The 18,404-nt window shown below is 71.0% G+C and carries 14 protein-coding genes and 1 riboswitch; of the genes, 9 read left to right on the plus strand and 5 right to left on the minus strand.

The genetic code is table 11. The annotated features are described in order from the left end of the window. Positions 1–105: 105 nt before the first annotated feature. Positions 106–1,392, minus strand: a complete 1,287-nt coding sequence (locus ABZT74_RS22560) for a citrate synthase (protein ID WP_356437525.1) — start codon at positions 1,390–1,392, stop codon at positions 106–108. A 97-nt stretch (positions 1,393–1,489) separates the two neighbouring features. Between ABZT74_RS22560 and ABZT74_RS22565 the strand changes: the two genes are divergently transcribed. Further along, positions 1,490–2,656, plus strand: a complete 1,167-nt coding sequence (locus ABZT74_RS22565) for a citrate synthase/methylcitrate synthase (RefSeq protein ID WP_356437528.1) — start codon at positions 1,490–1,492, stop codon at positions 2,654–2,656. Between the two features lie 231 nt (positions 2,657–2,887). Here the strand turns inward: ABZT74_RS22565 and ABZT74_RS22570 are convergent, their stop codons facing one another. Together ABZT74_RS22570 and ABZT74_RS22575 are read right to left on the minus strand one after the other, a co-directional pair. Further along, on the minus strand, positions 2,888–3,124 hold the full coding sequence (locus tag ABZT74_RS22570; protein ID WP_356437531.1) for a hypothetical protein: 237 nt from the start codon (positions 3,122–3,124) through the stop codon (positions 2,888–2,890). A 307-nt stretch (positions 3,125–3,431) separates the two neighbouring features. Further along, positions 3,432–3,932 carry a DUF6082 family protein gene (locus ABZT74_RS22575; RefSeq protein ID WP_356437534.1) on the minus strand — a complete coding sequence of 167 codons (501 nt, stop codon included), beginning with the start codon at positions 3,930–3,932 and terminating at the stop codon, positions 3,432–3,434. Between the two features lie 323 nt (positions 3,933–4,255). On the opposite strand from ABZT74_RS22575, the gene ABZT74_RS22580 reads away from it, so the two are divergent. After that, entirely contained in the window at positions 4,256–5,329 is a 1,074-nt protein-coding gene (locus ABZT74_RS22580) for a GTP-binding protein (protein WP_356437536.1), read from the plus strand. A gap of 4 nt (positions 5,330–5,333) precedes the next feature. Here ABZT74_RS22580 and ABZT74_RS22585 read toward each other — a convergent pair whose 3' ends face one another. Next, positions 5,334–7,793: a DNA topoisomerase IV subunit A gene (locus tag ABZT74_RS22585; RefSeq protein ID WP_355871347.1), complete on the minus strand. Its 2,460-nt coding sequence runs from the start codon at positions 7,791–7,793 to the stop codon at positions 5,334–5,336. Between the two features lie 355 nt (positions 7,794–8,148). Between ABZT74_RS22585 and ABZT74_RS22590 the strand changes: the two genes are divergently transcribed. The 4 genes from ABZT74_RS22590 to ABZT74_RS22605 all read left to right on the plus strand — a co-directional run bounded on the left by ABZT74_RS22590 (position 8,149) and on the right by ABZT74_RS22605 (position 12,924). Next, a complete protein-coding gene (locus tag ABZT74_RS22590; RefSeq protein WP_164375288.1) occupies positions 8,149–9,495 on the plus strand; it encodes a pitrilysin family protein in 1,347 nt (448 codons plus the stop codon). Continuing rightward, positions 9,492–10,880 (plus strand): pitrilysin family protein, encoded by a 1,389-nt coding sequence (locus tag ABZT74_RS22595; protein ID WP_355871344.1) that lies wholly within the window; start codon positions 9,492–9,494, stop codon positions 10,878–10,880. Before ABZT74_RS22590 ends, ABZT74_RS22595 begins: the two co-directional genes overlap by 4 nt. A gap of 213 nt (positions 10,881–11,093) precedes the next feature. Next, a riboswitch (cyclic di-AMP (ydaO/yuaA leader) is annotated at positions 11,094–11,255 on the plus strand. Between the two features lie 12 nt (positions 11,256–11,267). Further along, the gene (locus tag ABZT74_RS22600) at positions 11,268–12,032 is read left to right on the plus strand and encodes a M23 family metallopeptidase (protein WP_355871341.1); all 765 of its coding nucleotides are present in this window, start codon (positions 11,268–11,270) and stop codon (positions 12,030–12,032) included. Positions 12,033–12,228: 196 nt separating this feature from the next. Then, entirely contained in the window at positions 12,229–12,924 is a 696-nt protein-coding gene (locus ABZT74_RS22605) for a GntR family transcriptional regulator (RefSeq protein ID WP_355871338.1), read from the plus strand. A gap of 221 nt (positions 12,925–13,145) precedes the next feature. Here ABZT74_RS22605 and ABZT74_RS22610 read toward each other — a convergent pair whose 3' ends face one another. Continuing rightward, complete coding sequence (locus tag ABZT74_RS22610; protein WP_081219834.1) at positions 13,146–13,427, minus strand: HPr family phosphocarrier protein; 282 nt, start codon at positions 13,425–13,427, stop codon at positions 13,146–13,148. Positions 13,428–13,604: 177 nt separating this feature from the next. Here ABZT74_RS22610 and ABZT74_RS22615 point away from each other — a divergent pair, with 177 nt between their 5' ends. From ABZT74_RS22615 to ABZT74_RS22625, 3 genes are all read left to right on the plus strand, one after another. After that, positions 13,605–16,442 carry a GNAT family N-acetyltransferase gene (locus ABZT74_RS22615; protein WP_356437539.1) on the plus strand — a complete coding sequence of 946 codons (2,838 nt, stop codon included), beginning with the start codon at positions 13,605–13,607 and terminating at the stop codon, positions 16,440–16,442. A gap of 159 nt (positions 16,443–16,601) precedes the next feature. Then, positions 16,602–17,189, plus strand: a complete 588-nt coding sequence (locus ABZT74_RS22620) for a DUF5998 family protein (RefSeq protein ID WP_355871329.1) — start codon at positions 16,602–16,604, stop codon at positions 17,187–17,189. After that, positions 17,189–18,376: a nucleotide pyrophosphatase/phosphodiesterase family protein gene (locus tag ABZT74_RS22625; RefSeq protein ID WP_356164775.1), complete on the plus strand. Its 1,188-nt coding sequence runs from the start codon at positions 17,189–17,191 to the stop codon at positions 18,374–18,376. The genes ABZT74_RS22620 and ABZT74_RS22625 overlap by 1 nt, the downstream gene beginning before the upstream one ends. Positions 18,377–18,404 lie beyond the last annotated feature (28 nt).

Below are 18,404 nucleotides of genomic sequence, written 5' to 3' on the forward strand. Positions count from 1 at the left end.
GGAGTGGCTTCCCGTGGCCTGCTCGTGCGGCGATCCCCGGGCGGTGGCGTGATCGTCGGGTGAGGGCAGGGCGGACGCCGGGCCAGGGCCCCGGCGGTGCCTGCCTCAAGTGCTGCGGGTGGGGCCCTGGCGGCTGCTGGGAAGGGGCTGCGGTGGACGTTCGCCCACGTAGTGCCCGCTCGGGCGCATCCTCAGCGGGCGCTCCGCATACTCCTCCAGGGTGTGCGCGATCCAGCCCGCCGTCCGGGCGACGGCGAAGATCGTCTCTCCGGCGGAGGCCGGCATGCCGGACGAGACGGTGAAGGCGGCCAGCGCGAGGTCGACATTGGCGTGCAGGGGTGCGTGCCGGGCGGTGGTGGCCACGACGTCGTGCGCCGCCGCCACGGCGGGCGCCGCGCCGGGTACGTCCTCCAGGAGGGCGAACAAGGCACGCGCGCGGGGATCCTCGCCCGTGTAGAGCCGGTGACCCAGTCCGGGGACGCGGCGCCCGGCGCGCAGTTCGTCCGCGACCACGGGGGCCGCGGTCCCGTGGTCCAGCACGTCGAGGAGCAGTCGGTGCGCGAGGCCACTGGCCGCTCCGTGCAGCGGCCCTTCGAGGACCCCCAGTCCCGCGGACACGGCCGCGTAGGGGTGCGCGCGGGCCGACGCCGCGACCCGGACCGCCAGGGTCGACGCGGCCAGGTCGTGGTCCACGAGCAGCCCGAGTGCCGTGTCCAGGACGCGCAGTGACGGGTCGTCGGGCGCTCGCCCGGTGAGCCTCGCCCACAGCCGACGTGCCAGCGGGCCCTCGTCGCGGTGGTCACGCCGGACGGGGGGCAGTGCGGCGACGAGGGTGGGGATGAGGGTTCGGCCGGTGCCGAGTACGGCGTTCTCCGAGAGGTCGAAGCGGAGCGGGTCGGCAGCCGCCGCGGCGATCGCGGCGACGCGCAGGCGGTCGGTCGGACCGCTGTGCTCGGGCAACGCGTCGACGCTGTGCCGAGCGGCGGTCACCGACGCTTCCGGGGCCGTGAACGTGACACCCGGGCGCAGCTCGCCGGTCCAGAGCCATTCGGCGATCTCCTCGTAGGAGTGGTGTGCCGCCAGCTCCGTCGCGTCGACGCCACGGAAGTAGTACCGGTCCTTGTCGATCAGAGTGATGCGCGTACGAACGGACAGCTCGCCTGAACTTCCCGAACTGCCGCTGCCTTCACGCCTGTTGCGCCGACCGAGCGCCTCCACCTCCTTGGCGTCGAAGGTGCTCCCGCGCCCTCCCGGCTCGCGCCGGCTGCCCAGTTGTCCCCGGCTCACGTAGGCGTAGACGGTTTCCGGCTTCACGCCGAGCAGCTCGGCCGTCTCCTTGGTGCTGAGTCGTCGGCCCTCGTGCCCTGGCGTTGCCGCTTCTCGATCCCTCATGGGCGCCACCGTATCCGTGGATCCGTATATTGATTGGATCAATATTGACAGCAATAGAGTCAAGCATGGACAGTCGAATCAAGTCCAGGGAGGAAACATGCCGATCAACCGCACCGAGTCCACCTCTGTCGACGTGCCGCGAGGGCTCGCGGGCGTCGTCGTCACCGACACCGAACTGGGTGACGTCAGAGGGCTGGAGGGCTTCTACCACTACCGCCAGTACTCGGCCGTCGAACTCGCGCAGACCCGCGGCTTCGAGGATGTCTGGCACCTGCTGGCACACGGTGAACTGCCCGACGCGACGCAGCGTGCCGGCTTCATGGAGCGGACCGCGGCGCTGCGCGGGCTGCCGGAGGACGTGCGCGGCGCACTGCCGGCCATTGCCGCGGCGACCGGCCTCTCCGGGCCGCTCGCGGGACTGCGTACCGCGTTGTCGCTGCTCGGCGCCTCGCTCGGGTTCCGCCCGGTCTACGACATCGACGCGGAGCGGCGTCGGGACGACGGCCTCGCGGCGGCGGCCGCCGTGCCGACCCTGCTCACCGCGCTGTACCGGATCGGGCAGGGACTGGAGCCGGTGGAACCACGCGAGGACCTGGGCTACGCGGCCAACTACCTGTACATGCTCACGGGTTCGGAGCCGGATGTGCACCGGGCCCGTGCGGTTGAGCAATACCTGATCTCAACCATTGATCACGGATTCAATGCATCAACGTTCACGGCTCGAGTGATCGCGTCGACGGGCGCGGACGTGGCGGCCTGCCTCGTAGGTGCGGTCGGAGCGCTGTCCGGGCCGCTGCACGGGGGTGCTCCCAGTCGTGCGCTGGACACGCTCGACGCGATCGGGGCCCCCGACCGCATCGACGGCTGGATCCGTGAGCGTGTCCTCGCCGGCGACCGCATCATGGGGTTCGGGCATCCCGTCTACCGCACGGAGGACCCGCGTTCGCGGATGCTCCGAGGTATCGCGGAGGAGTTCGGCGGCCCGCTCGTCGACTTCGCCGTCGAAGTGGAGCACCGCGTCGAGGGGATCCTCGCCGAACTGAAGCCGGGCCGCGAACTGCACACCAACGTGGAGTTCTACGCCGGTGTGGTCATGGAACTCTGCGGGCTGCCCCGGGAGATGTTCACTCCCACGTTCGCGGCCGCCCGCGTCGTCGGCTGGAGCGCGAACATCCTGGAACAGGCGGAGGACTCGAAGATCATCCGCCCGGCGGCGCGTTATGTGGGGCCTGTTCCGCCGGTGGCGGTGCCTATGCCGGCCTGAGGCCTTCGGCCCTACTTCGTGCGAGGGTTCTGGCGGGCTTCGGATTCGGAGGCCCGGGCCGCGATGGGCGCATGTGAAAGGCCCGGCCTCTTGAGGATGCCGGGCCTCTGTTTCGCCGGATGTCGGCGAAGAGGTCCATCTGGTGAAGCGGGTGCAAAGCGGCGGTTGCTGCGTGTCGACTGCCGTGGGACTGGGGCCTCCGCCGCCCCGCGGGCGAACTCTGCTGCGAAGTCAGGCGTCCGGGATGTCTTTTTTGGCGCGCAGCAGGGTTTCGCGGGTAATGATCACGATCCGCTCGTAATCGGCTCGTGCGGCGTCTGAGGGGAGCTCGGGGTCGAGTTCCTGCGTAGCCTCGCGTCCAATGACAGCGAAACTACCGTCGGCGAGCTCGAAGATGTCGGGGCAGGACTGGCCAGAAGCGCTTCCGCGCTCGCGTGGACTGGCCCCGACACGTCGCACGATTCTCACGGGGTGGTACCAACCTTAGTTCGGGAACGACTGTCTGAGGTGTCGGCCGAGCGAAGGTTCCTCGGAGCGCGACGAACTCCGAGCGGAGATGTACGTCGGGGGTAAGCGTCTCCGAGCGGGGGTGTTCGTCGGAGGCATACGTCTCCGAGCGCAGGGGTGTTCGTCCGGAGTGCTCAAAGATCTGGGCAGCGGTAACCTAGTTGATTTCTGTTGCTTCTGGTGCGTGAAACGTGAAACATCAACCGGCCGGGTGAACGTCGCGGGCGGCGAGTTGACCGGAGTGTGTGACCCGCGCCGGTCAGCAGGGTTACTCGTCATCCGGCTCTCCGATCACCCACCATTCGTCGGCATCGGCATCCGCCTGATCCTGGATCAGGGTGTCCATCAGCTGGCCCAGCCGGGCCTCGTCGGAAGCATCGGGCAGGCTCTTGCGGTGGTGCTCGGTAGCCGCCCAGTACTCCCTGAAGATCGGGTTCTGGCAGATGATGCGGAAGTGACCGCGAAGCTCCGCTCGATTCAGCGCCCCGATCCGGTGGAAGTACAGGGCGTTGATGTAGAGCGCGTTCGCGAAGAGGTACTGGCGTTGCTTCTCGGGTCCGATCTCGGTCTCGTACGTGTTGAGGACGGCGGCGAGGGCGGGATCGTCCATGGCCTTGCACAACAGGTCGAAATGGAGGCGGTGCTGCTCGGTGAGCACGGCTCGCCTGCGGTGCCGCGAGCCGCGTTCCCTCACGGCGTGGGCCGCGACGCCGATCCCGGCCCGGGCGGCCGAGCCGAACCTCCGAATCGCGGAACTCTGTGTGGCCATGTCAACCCCCGAATCAGGCGACCGTCCGCCGGTCGTCGGTTGTGGGGCGACAGGGAGCGGACCGGCGAGCGGTGGGCGGCGCGCTTGCCGCCCCCCAGTTTCGCCGAGCGGCTCTGATCGGCAGGGAGGCGGAGAGGAGGCGCACGGAGGGACGTGCGGGTCGCGTTTCCAGGCGCCATGCCCAACGTGTGCCCCGCGAGCGCCGCGGACAATCGTTCAGACAGGGGCGTCTCCTCCCGCTCGTATGCTGGGTCGGTATTCGTTCCCCGCGCGAGCGCCGGTCCCGTGAGCCGGTGCGCGCGCAGGTCTCAGAGAGGCGCACGTTGAGTCAGTCGAGCCCGCGGCAGATCCCGGTCATCGTCCTCGCAGGCTTCCTGGGCTCCGGCAAGACCACGCTGCTCAACCACCTCCTGCACCACAGTGGCGGCAGCCGTATCGGAGCCGTCGTCAACGACTTCGGGGCGATCGAGATCGACGCGATGGCGGTGGCCGGAGCACTCGGCGACTCCACCGTCTCGCTCGGCAACGGGTGTCTGTGCTGCGCCGTCGACGTCAGCGAACTTGATCAATATCTTGATCGGCTCGCTCAACCCTCCGCCCGGATCGACGTCATCGTCATCGAGGCGAGCGGGCTCGCGGAGCCGCAGGAACTCGTCCGCATGGTGCTGGCCAGCGAGCATCCGGGGATCGTCTACGGAGGACTCGTCGAGGTCGTCGACGCAGCCGAGTTCGACGGTACGCGCGAGAAGCATCCCGAGATCGACCGGCACCTCGCCCTCGCCGATCTCGTCGTCGTGAACAAGACCGACCGGGCCGAGGACGGGGAGCGGGTGCTGCGTGTCGTCCGTGACCTGACCGACCCGGCGGCGGTCGTCGCGGCCACCTACGGCCGCGTGGACCCCGAGTTCCTCTTCGACTGCAGGCCGAGCGAGGAGCGTATCGGCCAGTTGTCCTTCGACGACCTCCACGACCGGGAGGACGACGGCGGGCAGGTGGGGGAGGGGCGCCGGGAGGGCCCGCACGCGGGTCATCTGCACACCGCCTACACGTCCCTCGCCTTCACCTCCGACGTGCCGATGGACCCCCGGCGGCTGATGGCCTTCCTCGACAGCAGGCCCGAGGGGCTCTACCGGATCAAGGGGTACGTGGACTTCGGCGTGCAGGAAACCCGCAACCGGTACGCCGTGCACGCCGTCGGGCGGTTCCTGCGGTTCTCTCCCGAGCCCTGGGCCGCCGCGGACCTGCGGCTGACCCAGCTCGTTCTCATCGGGTCCGGCATCGACACGACGGCTCTCACCAAGGAGCTGGAGGCGTGCAAGGAAGACGCCCCACACGCCGACGAACACAGCATGTGGGGCGTCCTGCGCTACGTGCGGGAGCCGGACTCCGAGGGCTGACCGGCTACACCGAGCCCGCCACCACCGACACCGTCCGCCCCAGGGAGATGCCCGAGCCGTCACGGCGCGGGTCGATCTCCGGCAGGTCGACGGGTGTGCCGTTCTTCTGCGCCGCGCGTCCCGGGGTCGGGCCCGCCCAGGCCACGGACAGGCAGTCCTCGCCCTTCAGGAAACGCTGGCAGCGCACGCCACCTGTCGCGCGTCCCTTGCGCGGGTACTGGTCCAGCGGGGTCAGCTTGGCCGTGGTCTGGACGGAGTCGTCCAGCGTCCCTCGCGAGCCGGCGACCGTGAACACCACCGCGTCCACCGCCGGGTCGACGGCCGTGAAGGAGATCACCTTCGCGCCGTCGGTCAGCTTGATGCCCGCCATGCCGCCCGCGGCACGCCCCTGCGGGCGGACCTGTGAGGCCTGGTAGCGCAGCAACTGGGCGTCGTCCGCGATGAAGACCAGGTCCTCCTCGCCGGTGCGCAGCTCGACGGCGCCGACGATCCGGTCCCCGTCCTTGAGGGTGATGACCTCCAACTCCTCCTTGTTCGAGGGGTAGTCGGGCACCACACGCTTGACGACACCCTGCTCCGTGCCGATCGCCAGGCCGGGCGACGACTCGTCGAGCGTGGTCAGGCAGATCACCGTCTCGTTCGGCTCCAGGGTCGACAGGAACTCCGAGACCGGAGCGCCTCCGGAGAGGTTGGGCGCCGACGCCGTCTCCGGCAGCCGTGGGAGGTCGATCACGTTCAGGCGCAGGAGGCGGCCCAGGGACGTGACGACGCCGATCTCGCCGCGTGCCGTCGCCGGCGCCACCGAGACGATCACGTCGTGCTTGGTGCGCTTGCCGTCCGGGTCCTGCTCGAAGGGGTCGCCGGTCGCCGTGCGGGCCAGCAGGCCCGTCGAGGACAGCAGCACCCGGCAGGGGTCGTCGGCGACCTGGAGCGAGACGGTCGGGGCCGGCGAACCGGCGGACTCCAGGAGCACCGTGCGCCGGTCGGTGCCGAACTTCTTTGCCACCGCGGCCAGTTCGCCCGAGACCATCTTGCGCAGCTCGGTGTCCGACTCCAGGATCCCGGTCAGCTCGTCGATCTCGCCCATCAGGCGGTCGCGCTCCGACTCCAGCTCGATGCGGTCGAACCGGGTGAGGCGGCGCAGCGGCGTGTCCAGGATGTACTGCGTCTGGATCTCGGAGAGGGAGAAGTGCTCGATCAGGCGCTCCTTGGCCTGAGCCGAGTTGTCGCTGGAGCGGATGAGGCGGATGACCTCGTCGATGTCGAGGAGGGCGACGAGGAGGCCCTGCACCAGGTGCAGGCGGTCGCGCTTCTTGCCGCGCCGGAACTCGCTGCGGCGGCGTACGACGGTGAACCGGTGGTCCAGGTAGACCTCCAGCAGCTCCTTGAGGCCGAGGGTGAGCGGCTGGCCGTCCACCAGGGCCACGTTGTTGATACCGAAGGACTCCTCCATCGGCGTCAGCTTGTAGAGCTGCTCGAGGACCGCCTCCGGCACGAAGCCGTTCTTGATCTCGATGACCAGACGCAGACCGTGCGCACGGTCGGTGAGGTCCTTCACGTCGGCGATGCCCTGGAGCTTCTTCGCGCCGACCAGGTCCTTGATCTTGGCGATCACCTTCTCCGGGCCGACGGTGAAGGGCAGTTCGGTGACGACGAGGCCCTTGCGGCGGGCCGTGACGTCCTCCACCGAGACCGTGGCGCGGATCTTGAAGGTGCCGCGTCCCGTCTCGTACGCGTCCCTGATCCCGGAGAGGCCGACGATCCGGCCGCCGGTGGGCAGGTCGGGGCCCGGGACGTGCTTCATCAGGGTCTCGAGGTCGGCACCCGGGTACCGGATGAGGTGCCGGGCGGCCGCGATGACCTCGCTGAGGTTGTGCGGCGGCATGTTGGTGGCCATACCGACGGCGATCCCCGACGAGCCGTTGACCAGCAGGTTGGGGAAGGCGGCCGGAAGGGCCACCGGTTCCTTCTCCTGGCCGTCGTAGTTCGGGGTGAAGTCGACCGTGTCCTCGTCGATGGACTCGGTCATCAGGGACGTCGCGTCGGCCATCCGGGCTTCGGTGTACCGCATCGCGGCCGGCGGGTCGTCGTTGCCGAGCGAACCGAAGTTGCCGTGGCCGTCGACCAGCGGCAGGCGCATCGAGAAGGGCTGCGCGAGTCGCACCAGGGCGTCGTAGATCGACGCGTCTCCGTGCGGGTGGAGCTTACCCATGACCTCGCCGACGACGCGGGCACACTTCACGTAGCCGCGGTCGGGGCGCAGGCCCATCTCGTTCATCTGGTACACGATGCGACGGTGTACCGGCTTGAGGCCGTCGCGGGCGTCCGGCAGGGCGCGCGAGTAGATGACCGAGTACGCGTATTCGAGGAAGGAGCCCTGCATCTCGTCCACGACGTCGATGTCGAGGATCTTCTCCTCGTACGAGTCGTCGGGCGGCGGGGTCTTCGTGCTGCGGCGGGCCATCGCTGCTGCGGCTCCTTCACAGTCTCTGCCGGGGCATGAGCGGGTTCTGACGCGGACCATTGTGGACCGCCCCGCTGACAACGCCGACCGCGACCCGTCCGTAGCGGCCTTCCGGAGCGCCCCGAGGCCCCCGTGACGACCGTTCCAGGGGGCGCGTTCGTGCCGCCTGCCGGACCTCTGCCGCACCCGTCCGCTCCGGTGTCCGGATGTTTCTCGGGGGCGTGCGGGGGGCGCTCGCGGTTCTCGCTCTCGGCGTACGAGGTGCGGGAACTTCGCCAGGCGTCCGCGCGCTTGCATACAGTGGCAGGACCGACAGGAATGACGCAGTTCCGCGAGCGAAGGGACGTACATGCCCATGGGTCACACGGCCACAGCTGAGGCAGGCTCCGGCGGCCTGACAGCGACCGAGCACCGGCTGGCCAACGGCCTGCGTGTGGTGCTCTCCGAGGACCATCTGACCCCGGTCGCGGCGGTGTGCCTCTGGTACGACGTCGGCTCGCGCCACGAGGTCAAGGGCCGGACCGGGCTCGCCCACCTCTTCGAGCACCTGATGTTCCAGGGCTCCAAGCAGGTCCACGGCAACGGGCACTTCGAACTCGTCCAGGGCGCCGGCGGCTCGCTCAACGGCACGACGAGTTTCGAGCGCACCAACTACTTCGAGACCATGCCCACCCATCAGCTGGAGCTCGCGCTCTGGCTGGAGGCGGACCGCATGGGCTCGCTGCTCGCCGCGCTGGACGACGAGTCCATGGAGAACCAGCGCGACGTCGTGAAGAACGAGCGCCGCCAGCGCTACGACAACGTTCCCTACGGCACCGCGTTCGAGAAGCTGACCTCGCTCGCGTACCCCGAGGGTCATCCGTACCACCACACCCCGATCGGGTCGATGGCGGACCTGGACGCGGCGACCCTGGAGGACGCCCGCGCGTTCTTCCGCACGTACTACGCGCCCAACAACGCGGTTCTGTCGGTCGTCGGCGACATCGACCCGGAGCAGACGCTCGCCTGGGTCGAGAAGTACTTCGGCTCCGTCCTCGGGCACGACGGCAAGCCCGCCCCGCGTGACGGCTCGCTGCCCGAGACCATCGGGGAGCAACTGCGCGAGGTCGTCGAGGAAGAGGTCCCGGCGCGCGCCCTGATGGCGGCCTACCGCCTCCCGGAGGACGGCACGCGCGCGTGCGACGCGGCCGACCTGGCCCTCACCGTCCTCGGCGGCGGCGAGTCCTCCCGGCTCTACAACCGGCTCGTACGCCGTGACCGCACCGCCGTCGCCGCCGGCTTCGGCCTGCTGCGGCTCGCCGGAGCGCCCTCCCTGGGGTGGCTGGACGTGAAGACGTCCGGTGACGTCGAGGTCCCGGTCATCGAGGCCGCCGTCGACGAGGAGCTCGCCCGGTTCGCCGAGGAGGGTCCCACGGCCGAGGAGATGGAGCGCGCGCAGGCCCAGTTGGAGCGCGAGTGGCTGGACCGCCTCGGTACGGTCGCGGGCCGGGCGGACGAACTGTGCCGGTACGCCGTCCTGTTCGGTGACCCGCAGCTCGCTCTGACCGCCGTACAGCGCGTCCTGGAGGTCACCGCAGAGGAGGTCCAGGAGGTCGCCAAGGCCCGCCTGCGGCCCGACAACCGCGCCGTGCTCGTCTACGAGCCCACCGCCCCCGAAGCCACCGACGCCGCTGACGACACCGACGAGGAGGCGGCGAAGTGACCGAGCTCGCCACCATGGACTTCCATCCGCAGCCGCAGGCGGGACAGCCGAAGCCGTGGGCGTTCCCCGCCCCCGAGCGCGGCACCCTGGACAACGGCCTGACCGTCCTGCGCTGCCACCGTCCCGGCCAGCAGGTCGTCGCCGTCGAGGTGATCCTCGCCGCGCCGCTGGAGGCCGAGCCCGCGGGCCTGGACGGCCTCGCCACGATCATGGCGCGCGCCTTCTCCGAGGGCACCGACAAGCACTCGGCCGAGGACTTCGCCGCCGAGCTGGAGCGCTGCGGTGCCACGCTCGACGCACACGCCGACCACCCCGGTGTCCGGCTGTCCCTCGAAGTGCCCGTCTCGCGTCTGCCCAAGGGCCTCGGCCTGCTCGCCGACGCCCTGCGCGCACCGGCCTTCGCGGACAGCGAGATCGAGCGCCTGGTGCGCAACCGGCTCGACGAGATCCCGCACGAGACGGCCAACCCGGCCCGCCGCGCGGCCAAGGAGCTCTCCCGGCAGCTGTTCCCGGCGACGGCGCGCATGTCGCGACCCCGCCAGGGCACCGAGGAGACCGTCCAGAAGATCGACTCCGCGGCCGTACGGTCCTTCTACGAGAAGTACGTTCGTCCCGCGACGGCCACCGCCGTGGTGGTCGGCGACCTCACCGACGTGGACGTGGACGCGCTGCTCGGTGACACCCTCGGTTCCTGGACCGGCTCGACCGCCGAGCCGCGCCCGGTACCGCCGGTGCACGCCGACGACACGGGCCGCGTGATCATCGTGGACCGCCCCGGCGCCGTCCAGACGCAGCTGCTGATCGGGCGGGTCGGCGCCGACCGGCACGACCGTGTGTGGGCGGCCCAGGTGCTCGGCACCTACTGCCTCGGCGGCACCCTCACCTCGCGTCTGGACCGTGTCCTGCGCGAGGAGAAGGGCTACACGTACGGGGTGCGGGCGTTCGGCCAGGTCCTGCGTTCCGCGCCGGACGGCACCGGCGCCGCGATGCTCGCCATCAGCGGCTCGGTGGACACCCCGAACACCGGCCCGGCGCTCGACGACCTGTGGAAGGTGCTCCGCACGCTCGCGGCCGAGGGCCTGACCGACGCGGAGCGCGACATCGCCGTGCAGAACCTGGTGGGCGTGGCGCCCCTCAAGTTCGAGACCGCCGCGGCCGTCGCGGGCACGCTCGCCGACCAGGTCGAGCAGTACCTGCCGGACGACTACCAGTCGACGCTCTATCAGCAACTGGCCGCCACCGGCACGGTGGAGGCCACCGCGGCCGCCGTCAGCGCATTCCCGACGGACCGTCTGGTGACCGTCCTGGTGGGCGACGCCGCACAGATCGAGGAGCCGGTCAGGGCCCTCGGCATCGGTGAAGTCAGCGTGGTCACGGCCGAGTAGGGCCGTGTGACCGAGATGGGCCCTGGTGACTGAAGAGTCACCAGGGCCCTCTTTTACGCGGACATCGCCCCCAAGATGTCCGTATTGGTACGGAGGTTGCCTTCTGCGCTGTGGGATGCGCTACAAAAACCGTGATCCGTTTGTTGTTCGAAAGATGTCGCGTTTAGCGTCAGTGCGGCTGTTCGTCAGGCACTGCGCCGCGTCCGCGGCACCGGACAGTCATCGCCGAGTCCCCGCATGGCGCGAGCCAGGGGAGCCGGGGACCCACACGTAGTCCCTGGGGTGAATCGGACGCCCTCCCCCGGAGGGGGTCCGTAGGAGACCTTCCTGCTCCGAACCCGTCAGCTAACCCGGTAGGCGAGAAGGAAGGAAAGGATCAGCCCTTACATGGCGTTCACCTGTGGCACCGGGAAGCATCGTCGTCCGAGCCGCGTGCAGCGCACCACGAAGAACGTCGTCGGCGTCGCGGCCCTCACCACCACCGGTGTCCTCGGAACCCTCGCGGCACCCGCGTTCGCCGCCGAACCGGCCGCCGAGCAGACCGGGCTGACCCAGGCCATCACCATCGGCGACTCCGTCGCCGAGCAGATCGACGAGCAGGCCGACGCCCAGCAGCACGCCGCCGACGTGGCCGCCGCGCGGGAGAAGGCCGAACAGGCCGCGCGCAAGAAGGCCGCCGAGCAGGCGGCCAAGGCCCGCGAGACCAAGGAGCGCGCCGCCCGCGCCGCCGAGCGCAAGCGGCTCAACACCTTCGTCATCCCGATAGCCGGCTCGTACGTCTCCACCGGCTACAAGACCGGCGGCAGCCTCTGGTCGTCCGGCAGCCACACCGGCGTCGACTTCCACGCGGCGTCCGGCACCTCGGTGCACTCCGTCGGCGCCGGTACCGTCGTCACCGCCGGCTGGGGCGGCGCCTACGGCAATCAAGTAGTGATCAAGATGCACGACGGCACGTACACCATGTACGGGCACCTGTCGTCCATCGGTGTCTCCGTGGGCCAGACGGTCACCCCCGGCCAGCAGATCGCGCTCTCCGGCTCGACCGGCAACACCACGGGCCCGCACCTCCACTTCGAGGCGCGCACCACCGCGGAGTACGGCTCCGACATGGACCCGGTCGCGTACCTCCGCTCGCACGGCGTGAACGTCTGACGACCGCTTCGCGGCTTCTCCGCCGTTTTCGATGCCCCGGCTCACCGAGTCGGGGCATCGTCGTTTCCGGAGGCCGTCTGTCCAAAAAATATCCATGGATTCAGGCCCCCCATCGGAAATTAACGCTTCCTGCAATAGAGTCACTGAACAAGCGTCAATCGATGGCGTTTCGCGGGGATTAAGCGGAGGTCCGGTCATGCGTATTCCGGCGCATTCGGTATGCACGGCGATCCGCGACGACATCGTCGCCGGCGTCTACGAGCGTGGCGGCCGGCTCACCGAGGAACTGCTCGCGCGGCGCTACGGCGTCTCGCGCGTCCCCGTGCGCGAGGCGCTGCGCACTCTGGAGGCCGAGGGCTTCGTGGTCACCCGGCGGCACGCGGGCGCCTGTGTCGCCGAGCCCAGCGAGCAGGAGGGCGCGGATCTCCTGGAGATGCGCACGCTGCTGGAGCCGCTGGGTGCCGCGCGCGCCGCGCAGCGCCGTACGGAGGCCCATCTCAAGGTGCTCCGCGGGCTGGTCAGGCTGGGGCAGGAGCGCTCCAGGCGGGGCAACAGCGAGGATCTGCGCTCGCTGGGCGGCTGGTTCCACGAGACGCTCGCCCAGGCCTCGGGCAGCCCCGCGCTGACGTCGACGCTGTCCCAGCTGCGGCACAAGATCGCCTGGATGTACGTGGTCGAGGCGCCGGCCAATCCCGCGGAGTCCTGGGCGGAGCACGGCGGCATCGTGGACGCGGTGGCCCGCGGGGACGGAGAGCGGGCCCGCGCGATCACCGCTCTGCACGCGGAGCGCGCGACGGCGGCGCACCGGCTGCGATTTCCCGCCGGCGGCACCCGGCCGGACCGTGTGAGAACTTCGCAACATCCCGTAAACATGACGGGCCAGCGTCATTAACACGGGCGCCGTATACAAAGAGGGCTATTCGGCGGGACGCTATTTCTGCTGCCGTTTTATTCGCGTGCCCCGAATTTCGGGCAGGCGTTCTTTTCGTTCGCGCGGGATGTGATCCGGACAGGTCGCCGTGAATTCCGGGACGGCGTACGGAAACGGCTGAGCCGCGCCCCCGGCGAGGGGTGGCGCGGCTCAGCCGTGTGCTGTCCGAGTGTCTCGCGGGCTCAGACGGTCTCGGGGAGCTCGTCGAGCCCCTCGGCGACCAGCTTCGCCAGACGGTCGAGGGCGGCGTCCGCACCCTCGGCGTCCGACGCGAGGACGATCTCCTCGCCACCCTGGGCGCCCAGACCGAGGACCGCCAGCATGGAGGCCGCGTTGACGGGGTTGCCGTCGGCCTTGGCGATCGTCACGGGGACGCCGGATGCCGTGGTGGCCCGGACGAAGATGGAAGCGGGGCGGGCGTGAAGGCCCTCAGCCCAGCCGACGTTGACGCGGCGCTCAGCCATGTGATGCTGCCCTTCAGCTGTTCAGGGTTGTCTAGACCAGTGTCCCATATCGTGAAGCGTGCCCGGGCGGCCCTGCCTCCCGCCCACGAGCAGCGTCCCACCGCGGCCCCGGTGCCACCTTCGTACCCCACAGACTGCCCCGCGCCCATGTCGTACGCGAGCCGTAGTCTGGGGCGCATGCAGACCCCGTCGGACCGGCACGAGTACCCCGCGCACTGGGAGGCCGACGTGGTGCTGCGCGACGGCGGCACCGCCCGCGTCAGACCCATCACGGTCGACGACGCGGAGCGCCTGGTCAGCTTCTACGAGCAGGTGTCGGACGAGTCGAAGTACTACCGCTTCTTCGCGCCCTACCCCCGCCTGTCCGCCAAGGACGTCCACCGTTTCACGCACCACGACTTCGTCGACCGGGTGGGTCTCGCGGCGACGGTGGGGGGCGAGTTCATCGCGACGGTGCGCTACGACCGGATCGACGCCCGGGGTCTGCCCGCGTCCGCTCCGGCCGACGAGGCGGAGGTCGCCTTCCTCGTGCAGGACGCCCATCAGGGCCGCGGTGTCGCCTCGGCCCTGCTCGAACACGTCGCCGCCGTGGCCCGCGAGCGCGGCATCCGCCGCTTCGCCGCCGAGGTACTGCCCGCGAACAACAAGATGATCAAGGTGTTCACGGACGCCGGGTACACGCAGAAGCGCTCCTTCGAGGACGGCGTCGTACGCCTGGAGTTCGACCTCGAACCCACCGACCGCTCGCTCGCCGTGCAGCGCGCCCGGGAGCAGCGCGCCGAGGCCAGGTCCGTGAAGCGGCTCCTGGCACCCGGCTCGGTCGCCGTCATCGGGGCGGGGCGCACCCCCGGAGGGGTCGGCCGCAGCGTCCTCGACAACCTCCGCGGGGCCGGCTTCACCGGCCGCCTGTACGCGGTGAACAGGGCCCTGGAGGAGAAGGAGCTCGACGGTGTCCCCGCTCACCGCTCCATCCGTGACATCGAGGAACCCGTCGACCTCGCGGTCGTCGCCGTCCCCGCCGAGCAGGTCCTCGAGGCCGTCACGGAGTGCGGGGAACACGGGGTGCAGGGGCTCGTGGTGGTCTCCGCGGGTTACGCCGAGAGCGGCGCGGAGGGGCGCGAGCGCCAGCGCGAACTCGTCCGGCACGCGCGCACGTACGGGATGCGCATCATCGGGCCGAACGCCTTCGGCGTCATCAACACCGCCCCGGACGTGCGGCTGAACGCCTCGCTCGCCCCGGAGATGCCACGCCCCGGTCGGATCGGCCTCTTCGCGCAGTCCGGGGCCATCGGCATCGCCCTGCTCTCCCGGCTGCACCGGCGGGGCGGCGGCGTGACCGGAGTGACCGGCGTGTCGACCTTCATCTCCTCCGGCAACCGGGCGGACGTGTCCGGCAACGACGTCCTTCAGTACTGGTTCGACGACCCGGACACCGACGTCGCCCTGATGTATCTCGAATCCATCGGCAACCCGCGCAAGTTCACCCGCCTCGCGCGCCGGACCGCCGCGGCGAAGCCACTGGTCGTGGTCCAGGGAGCGCGGCACGGCGGAGCGGCCCCCCAGGGACACGCAGTACGCGCCACGCGGCTCCCGCACGCCACCGTCTCCGCCCTGCTGCGCCAGGCCGGGGTGATCCGCGTGGACACGATCACCGAACTCGTCGACGCCGGGCTGCTGCTGGCCCGCCAGCCGCTGCCCAGAGGGCCCCGCGTGGCGATCGTCGGGAACTCGGAGTCGCTGGGCCTGCTGACGTACGACGCCTGCCTCGCCGAGGGGCTCCGGCCGCTGCCGCCGAAGGACCTGACCACGGCCGCCTCGGCGGCCGACTTCCACCGGGCCCTGTCGGAGGCCCTCGCCGACGACGGCTGTGACGCCGTGGTCGTGACGGCCATCCCGGCGGTGGGGGAGACCTCCACCGCGGACGCCGCACTCGCCGAGGCGCTCCGTTCGTCCGCCGCGGCGGCCCCCGCCAAGCCCGTCCTCGTCGTGCACGTCGAGCTCGGCGGGCTGGCCGAGGCGCTCTCCGCCGCCGCCAGCACCGCTCCCCAGGCCGCCGGGGCGGCGACCGGCGCCACCTCCGGCGCGGCGCAGCGCTTCCACCCCGCGGACGGGGCACCGGCCGCCGAGGTGAGCGCCGACCCGTCTCCGGACTCCCGGCTCATCCCCGCCTACCCCGCCGCCGAGCGCGCCGTCCGCGCCCTCGCCGAGGCCGTCAAGTACGCCCAGTGGCGGCTCGACGCCGGTGAACCCGGCAAGGTCCCCGAGTACGAGGACATCGACGAGAAGGGGGCGGCCGAGCTGATCGACGGCCTCCTCACGCGCGGGGAGGGACTGACCCTCGGCGGCGAGGACACCTGCGCGCTGCTCGGGCGGTACGGCATCGACGTGCACCGCGCGCTGCCCGCCCCCACCCCGGACGACGCCGCGGCCGCGGCACGCGTCATCGGCTACCCGGTGGCCCTCAAGACCACCGCCCCGCACCTACGACACCGGGCCGACCTGGGCGGCGTCCGGCTGGACCTGGCGGACGAGGAACAACTGCGCCGCGCGTACGCGGAGTTGACCGAGCTGTTCGGGACGCCCACCGTGCTCCGCCCCGTCGTGCAGGGGATGGCCCCGCGCGGCGTCGACACGGTGGTCCGCGCGGTGATCGACCCGGCGGCCGGGGCGGTGCTCTCCTTCGGGCTCGCCGGAGCCGCCTCCGAGCTGCTCGGGGACACGGCGCACCGGCTGATCCCGGTCACCGCCCGGGACGCGACCTCGCTGGTCCGGTCGATCCGGACGGCACCGCTCCTGTTCGGCTGGCGTGGCTCGGCGCCGGTGGACACGGCCTCCCTCGAACAGCTCATGCTGCGCGTGTCCCGGCTGGTCGACGACCATCCGGAGGTCGTGGCGGTCTCCCTGGAGCCGGTGGTGGTCGCCCCGACCGGCGTGAGCGTCCTGGGCGCCACCGTCCGGCTCGCCCGCGCCCCGATCCGGGACGACCTGGGGCCCCGTACCCTCCCCGTCGTCTGACCCGGGAGGCCGCCCGGCGGGCGCTCACCCGGCCGGGCGGCGCCCTACCCGTACGGGCCCGGTCGCCCAGGTCCCCTCGCCGGATCCGCGGTGATCCGTCCATGACCGACCGGCGCGAGCGGTGCCTCGCAGTCAGTGGGCCCCCGTAGGATGGACGTCATGGCCAAGACCAGTACGACGACCCAGGGGCTGCGAGCGGCGATCGAGCGCAGCGGCTACTACCCGGCCCTCGTGGCCGAGGCGGTGGAGGCCGCGATCGGCGGCGAGACCATCCGGTCGTACCTGGTCCATCAGGAGACGACGTTCGACGCCAACGAGGTGCGGCGCCACGTCACCGTGCTCGTCCTCACCGGCAACCGCTTCATCGTCAGCCACACCGACGAGCAGAACGCGGACACCACGTCTCCCACCCCGTACGCCACGACGTCGACGGAGTCCGTGAAGATCGGCCGGATCTCGTCCGTCGTCGTCAGCCGCGTCGTCGCGAACCCCGAGTCGTACACCCCGGGCACGCTGCCCCGCGAGGTCGTCCTGACCATCGGCTGGGGCGCCGTCAGCCGTATCGACCTGGAGCCCGCCGCCTGCGGCGACCCCAACTGCGAGGCGGACCACGGCTACACGGGCAACTCGACGGCCGACGACCTGAGCCTGCGCGTCAGCGAGGCGGGGGACGGCCCGGAGACCGTGCAGCAGGCCCTCGCCTTCGCGCAGTCCCTCTCCGAAGCGACCGCGGACGTCACCCGCTGATGGCCCTGCCCACCTGGGACCATCCGGAACCGCTCGCCGTCGACTCCGCGCCCGTCCCCGAATACGGCACCGGTTCACTGGCCGACGTGCTGCCCACGCTCGCCGCCGGCATGTCCGTGCCCGGCATGACCGCCGCCATACCCGAGCTGGCCCCGGCCGACCGGAACTGCGTCTTCCTGATCGACGGTCTCGGCTGGGAGCAGCTCCGGGCCCACCCGGACGAGGCCCCCTTCATGACCTCGCTCCTCGCCTCCTCGCGCGGTGGCACGGGGCGTCCGATCACGGCGGGCTACCCGGCCACCACGGCGACCTCCCTCGCCTCCGTCGGCACCGGCCTGCCCCCGGGCGCGCACGGCCTGCCCGGCTACACCGCGCGCAACCCCGCGACCGGCCAGCTGATGAACCAGCTCCGCTGGAATCCGTGGACCGACCCGCGCGCGTGGCAGCCCCACCCCACGATCTTCCAGCTGGCCGACGCGGCGGGCGTGCACACCGCCCAGGTCTCCTCGCCCACCTTCCAGAACACGCCGCTGACGAAGATCGCGCTGAGCGGCGGCACGTTCCACGGGCGGCTGTCCGGCGAGGAGCGCATGGACCTCGCCGCCGAGCAACTGGCCGCGGGCGACCGCTCCTTGGTCTACACGTACTACGCCGAGGTCGACGGCAAGGGCCACCGTTTCGGCATCGACTCCGACCCCTGGCGCGGCCAGCTGATGTACGTCGACCGGCTCGTCCAGCGTCTCGCGGAGCAGCTCCCGCCGCGCTCGGCGCTGTACGTCACCGCCGACCACGGCATGATCGACATCCCGTTCGACGAGCAGCACCGCATCGACTTCGACGAGGACTGGGAGCTGCGCGCCGGCGTGGCCCTGCTGGGCGGCGAGGGCCGTGCCCGTCACGTCTACGCGGTCCCGGGCGCCCAGGCGGACGTGCTGACCTGCTGGCGCGAGGTCCTGGGCGAGCAGTTCTGGATCGCGTCCCGGGACGAGGCGATCGCGGCGGGCTGGTTCGGTCCGCACGTCGACGAGCGGGTCTACGCCCGGCTGGGCGACGTCATCGCCGCCGCCCGGGACGACGTCCTGATCATCGCGTCCGAGCGGGAGCCCAAGGAGTCGGCGATGGTCGGCAATCACGGCTCGATGAGCCCCGCCGAGCAACTGGTCCCGCTCCTCCAGGTCCGTTCCTGACGTCCGCCCCGGTCGCCGTTCACATCCC

The sequence above is a fragment of the Streptomyces sp. NPDC005302 genome (assembly GCF_040607345.1).
Taxonomy (GTDB): Bacteria; Actinomycetota; Actinomycetes; order Streptomycetales; family Streptomycetaceae; genus Streptomyces.

Excerpts from the sequence above, each read along its gene's own strand:
- ABZT74_RS22585 (WP_355871347.1), bottom strand. The coding sequence starts at position 7,793 with ATGGCCCGCCGCAGCACGAAGACCCCGCCGCCCGACGACTCGTACGAG.
- ABZT74_RS22605 (WP_355871338.1), top strand. The coding sequence starts at position 12,229 with ATGCGTATTCCGGCGCATTCGGTATGCACGGCGATCCGCGACGACATC.
- ABZT74_RS22575 (WP_356437534.1), bottom strand. The coding sequence starts at position 3,932 with ATGGCCACACAGAGTTCCGCGATTCGGAGGTTCGGCTCGGCCGCCCGG.
- ABZT74_RS22610 (WP_081219834.1), bottom strand. The coding sequence starts at position 13,427 with ATGGCTGAGCGCCGCGTCAACGTCGGCTGGGCTGAGGGCCTTCACGCC.
- ABZT74_RS22620 (WP_355871329.1), top strand. The coding sequence starts at position 16,602 with ATGGCCAAGACCAGTACGACGACCCAGGGGCTGCGAGCGGCGATCGAG.
- ABZT74_RS22565 (WP_356437528.1), top strand. The coding sequence starts at position 1,490 with ATGCCGATCAACCGCACCGAGTCCACCTCTGTCGACGTGCCGCGAGGG.
- ABZT74_RS22560 (WP_356437525.1), bottom strand. The coding sequence starts at position 1,392 with ATGAGGGATCGAGAAGCGGCAACGCCAGGGCACGAGGGCCGACGACTC.
- ABZT74_RS22615 (WP_356437539.1), top strand. The coding sequence starts at position 13,605 with ATGCAGACCCCGTCGGACCGGCACGAGTACCCCGCGCACTGGGAGGCC.
- ABZT74_RS22600 (WP_355871341.1), top strand. The coding sequence starts at position 11,268 with ATGGCGTTCACCTGTGGCACCGGGAAGCATCGTCGTCCGAGCCGCGTG.
- ABZT74_RS22590 (WP_164375288.1), top strand. The coding sequence starts at position 8,149 with ATGGGTCACACGGCCACAGCTGAGGCAGGCTCCGGCGGCCTGACAGCG.
- ABZT74_RS22625 (WP_356164775.1), top strand. The coding sequence starts at position 17,189 with ATGGCCCTGCCCACCTGGGACCATCCGGAACCGCTCGCCGTCGACTCC.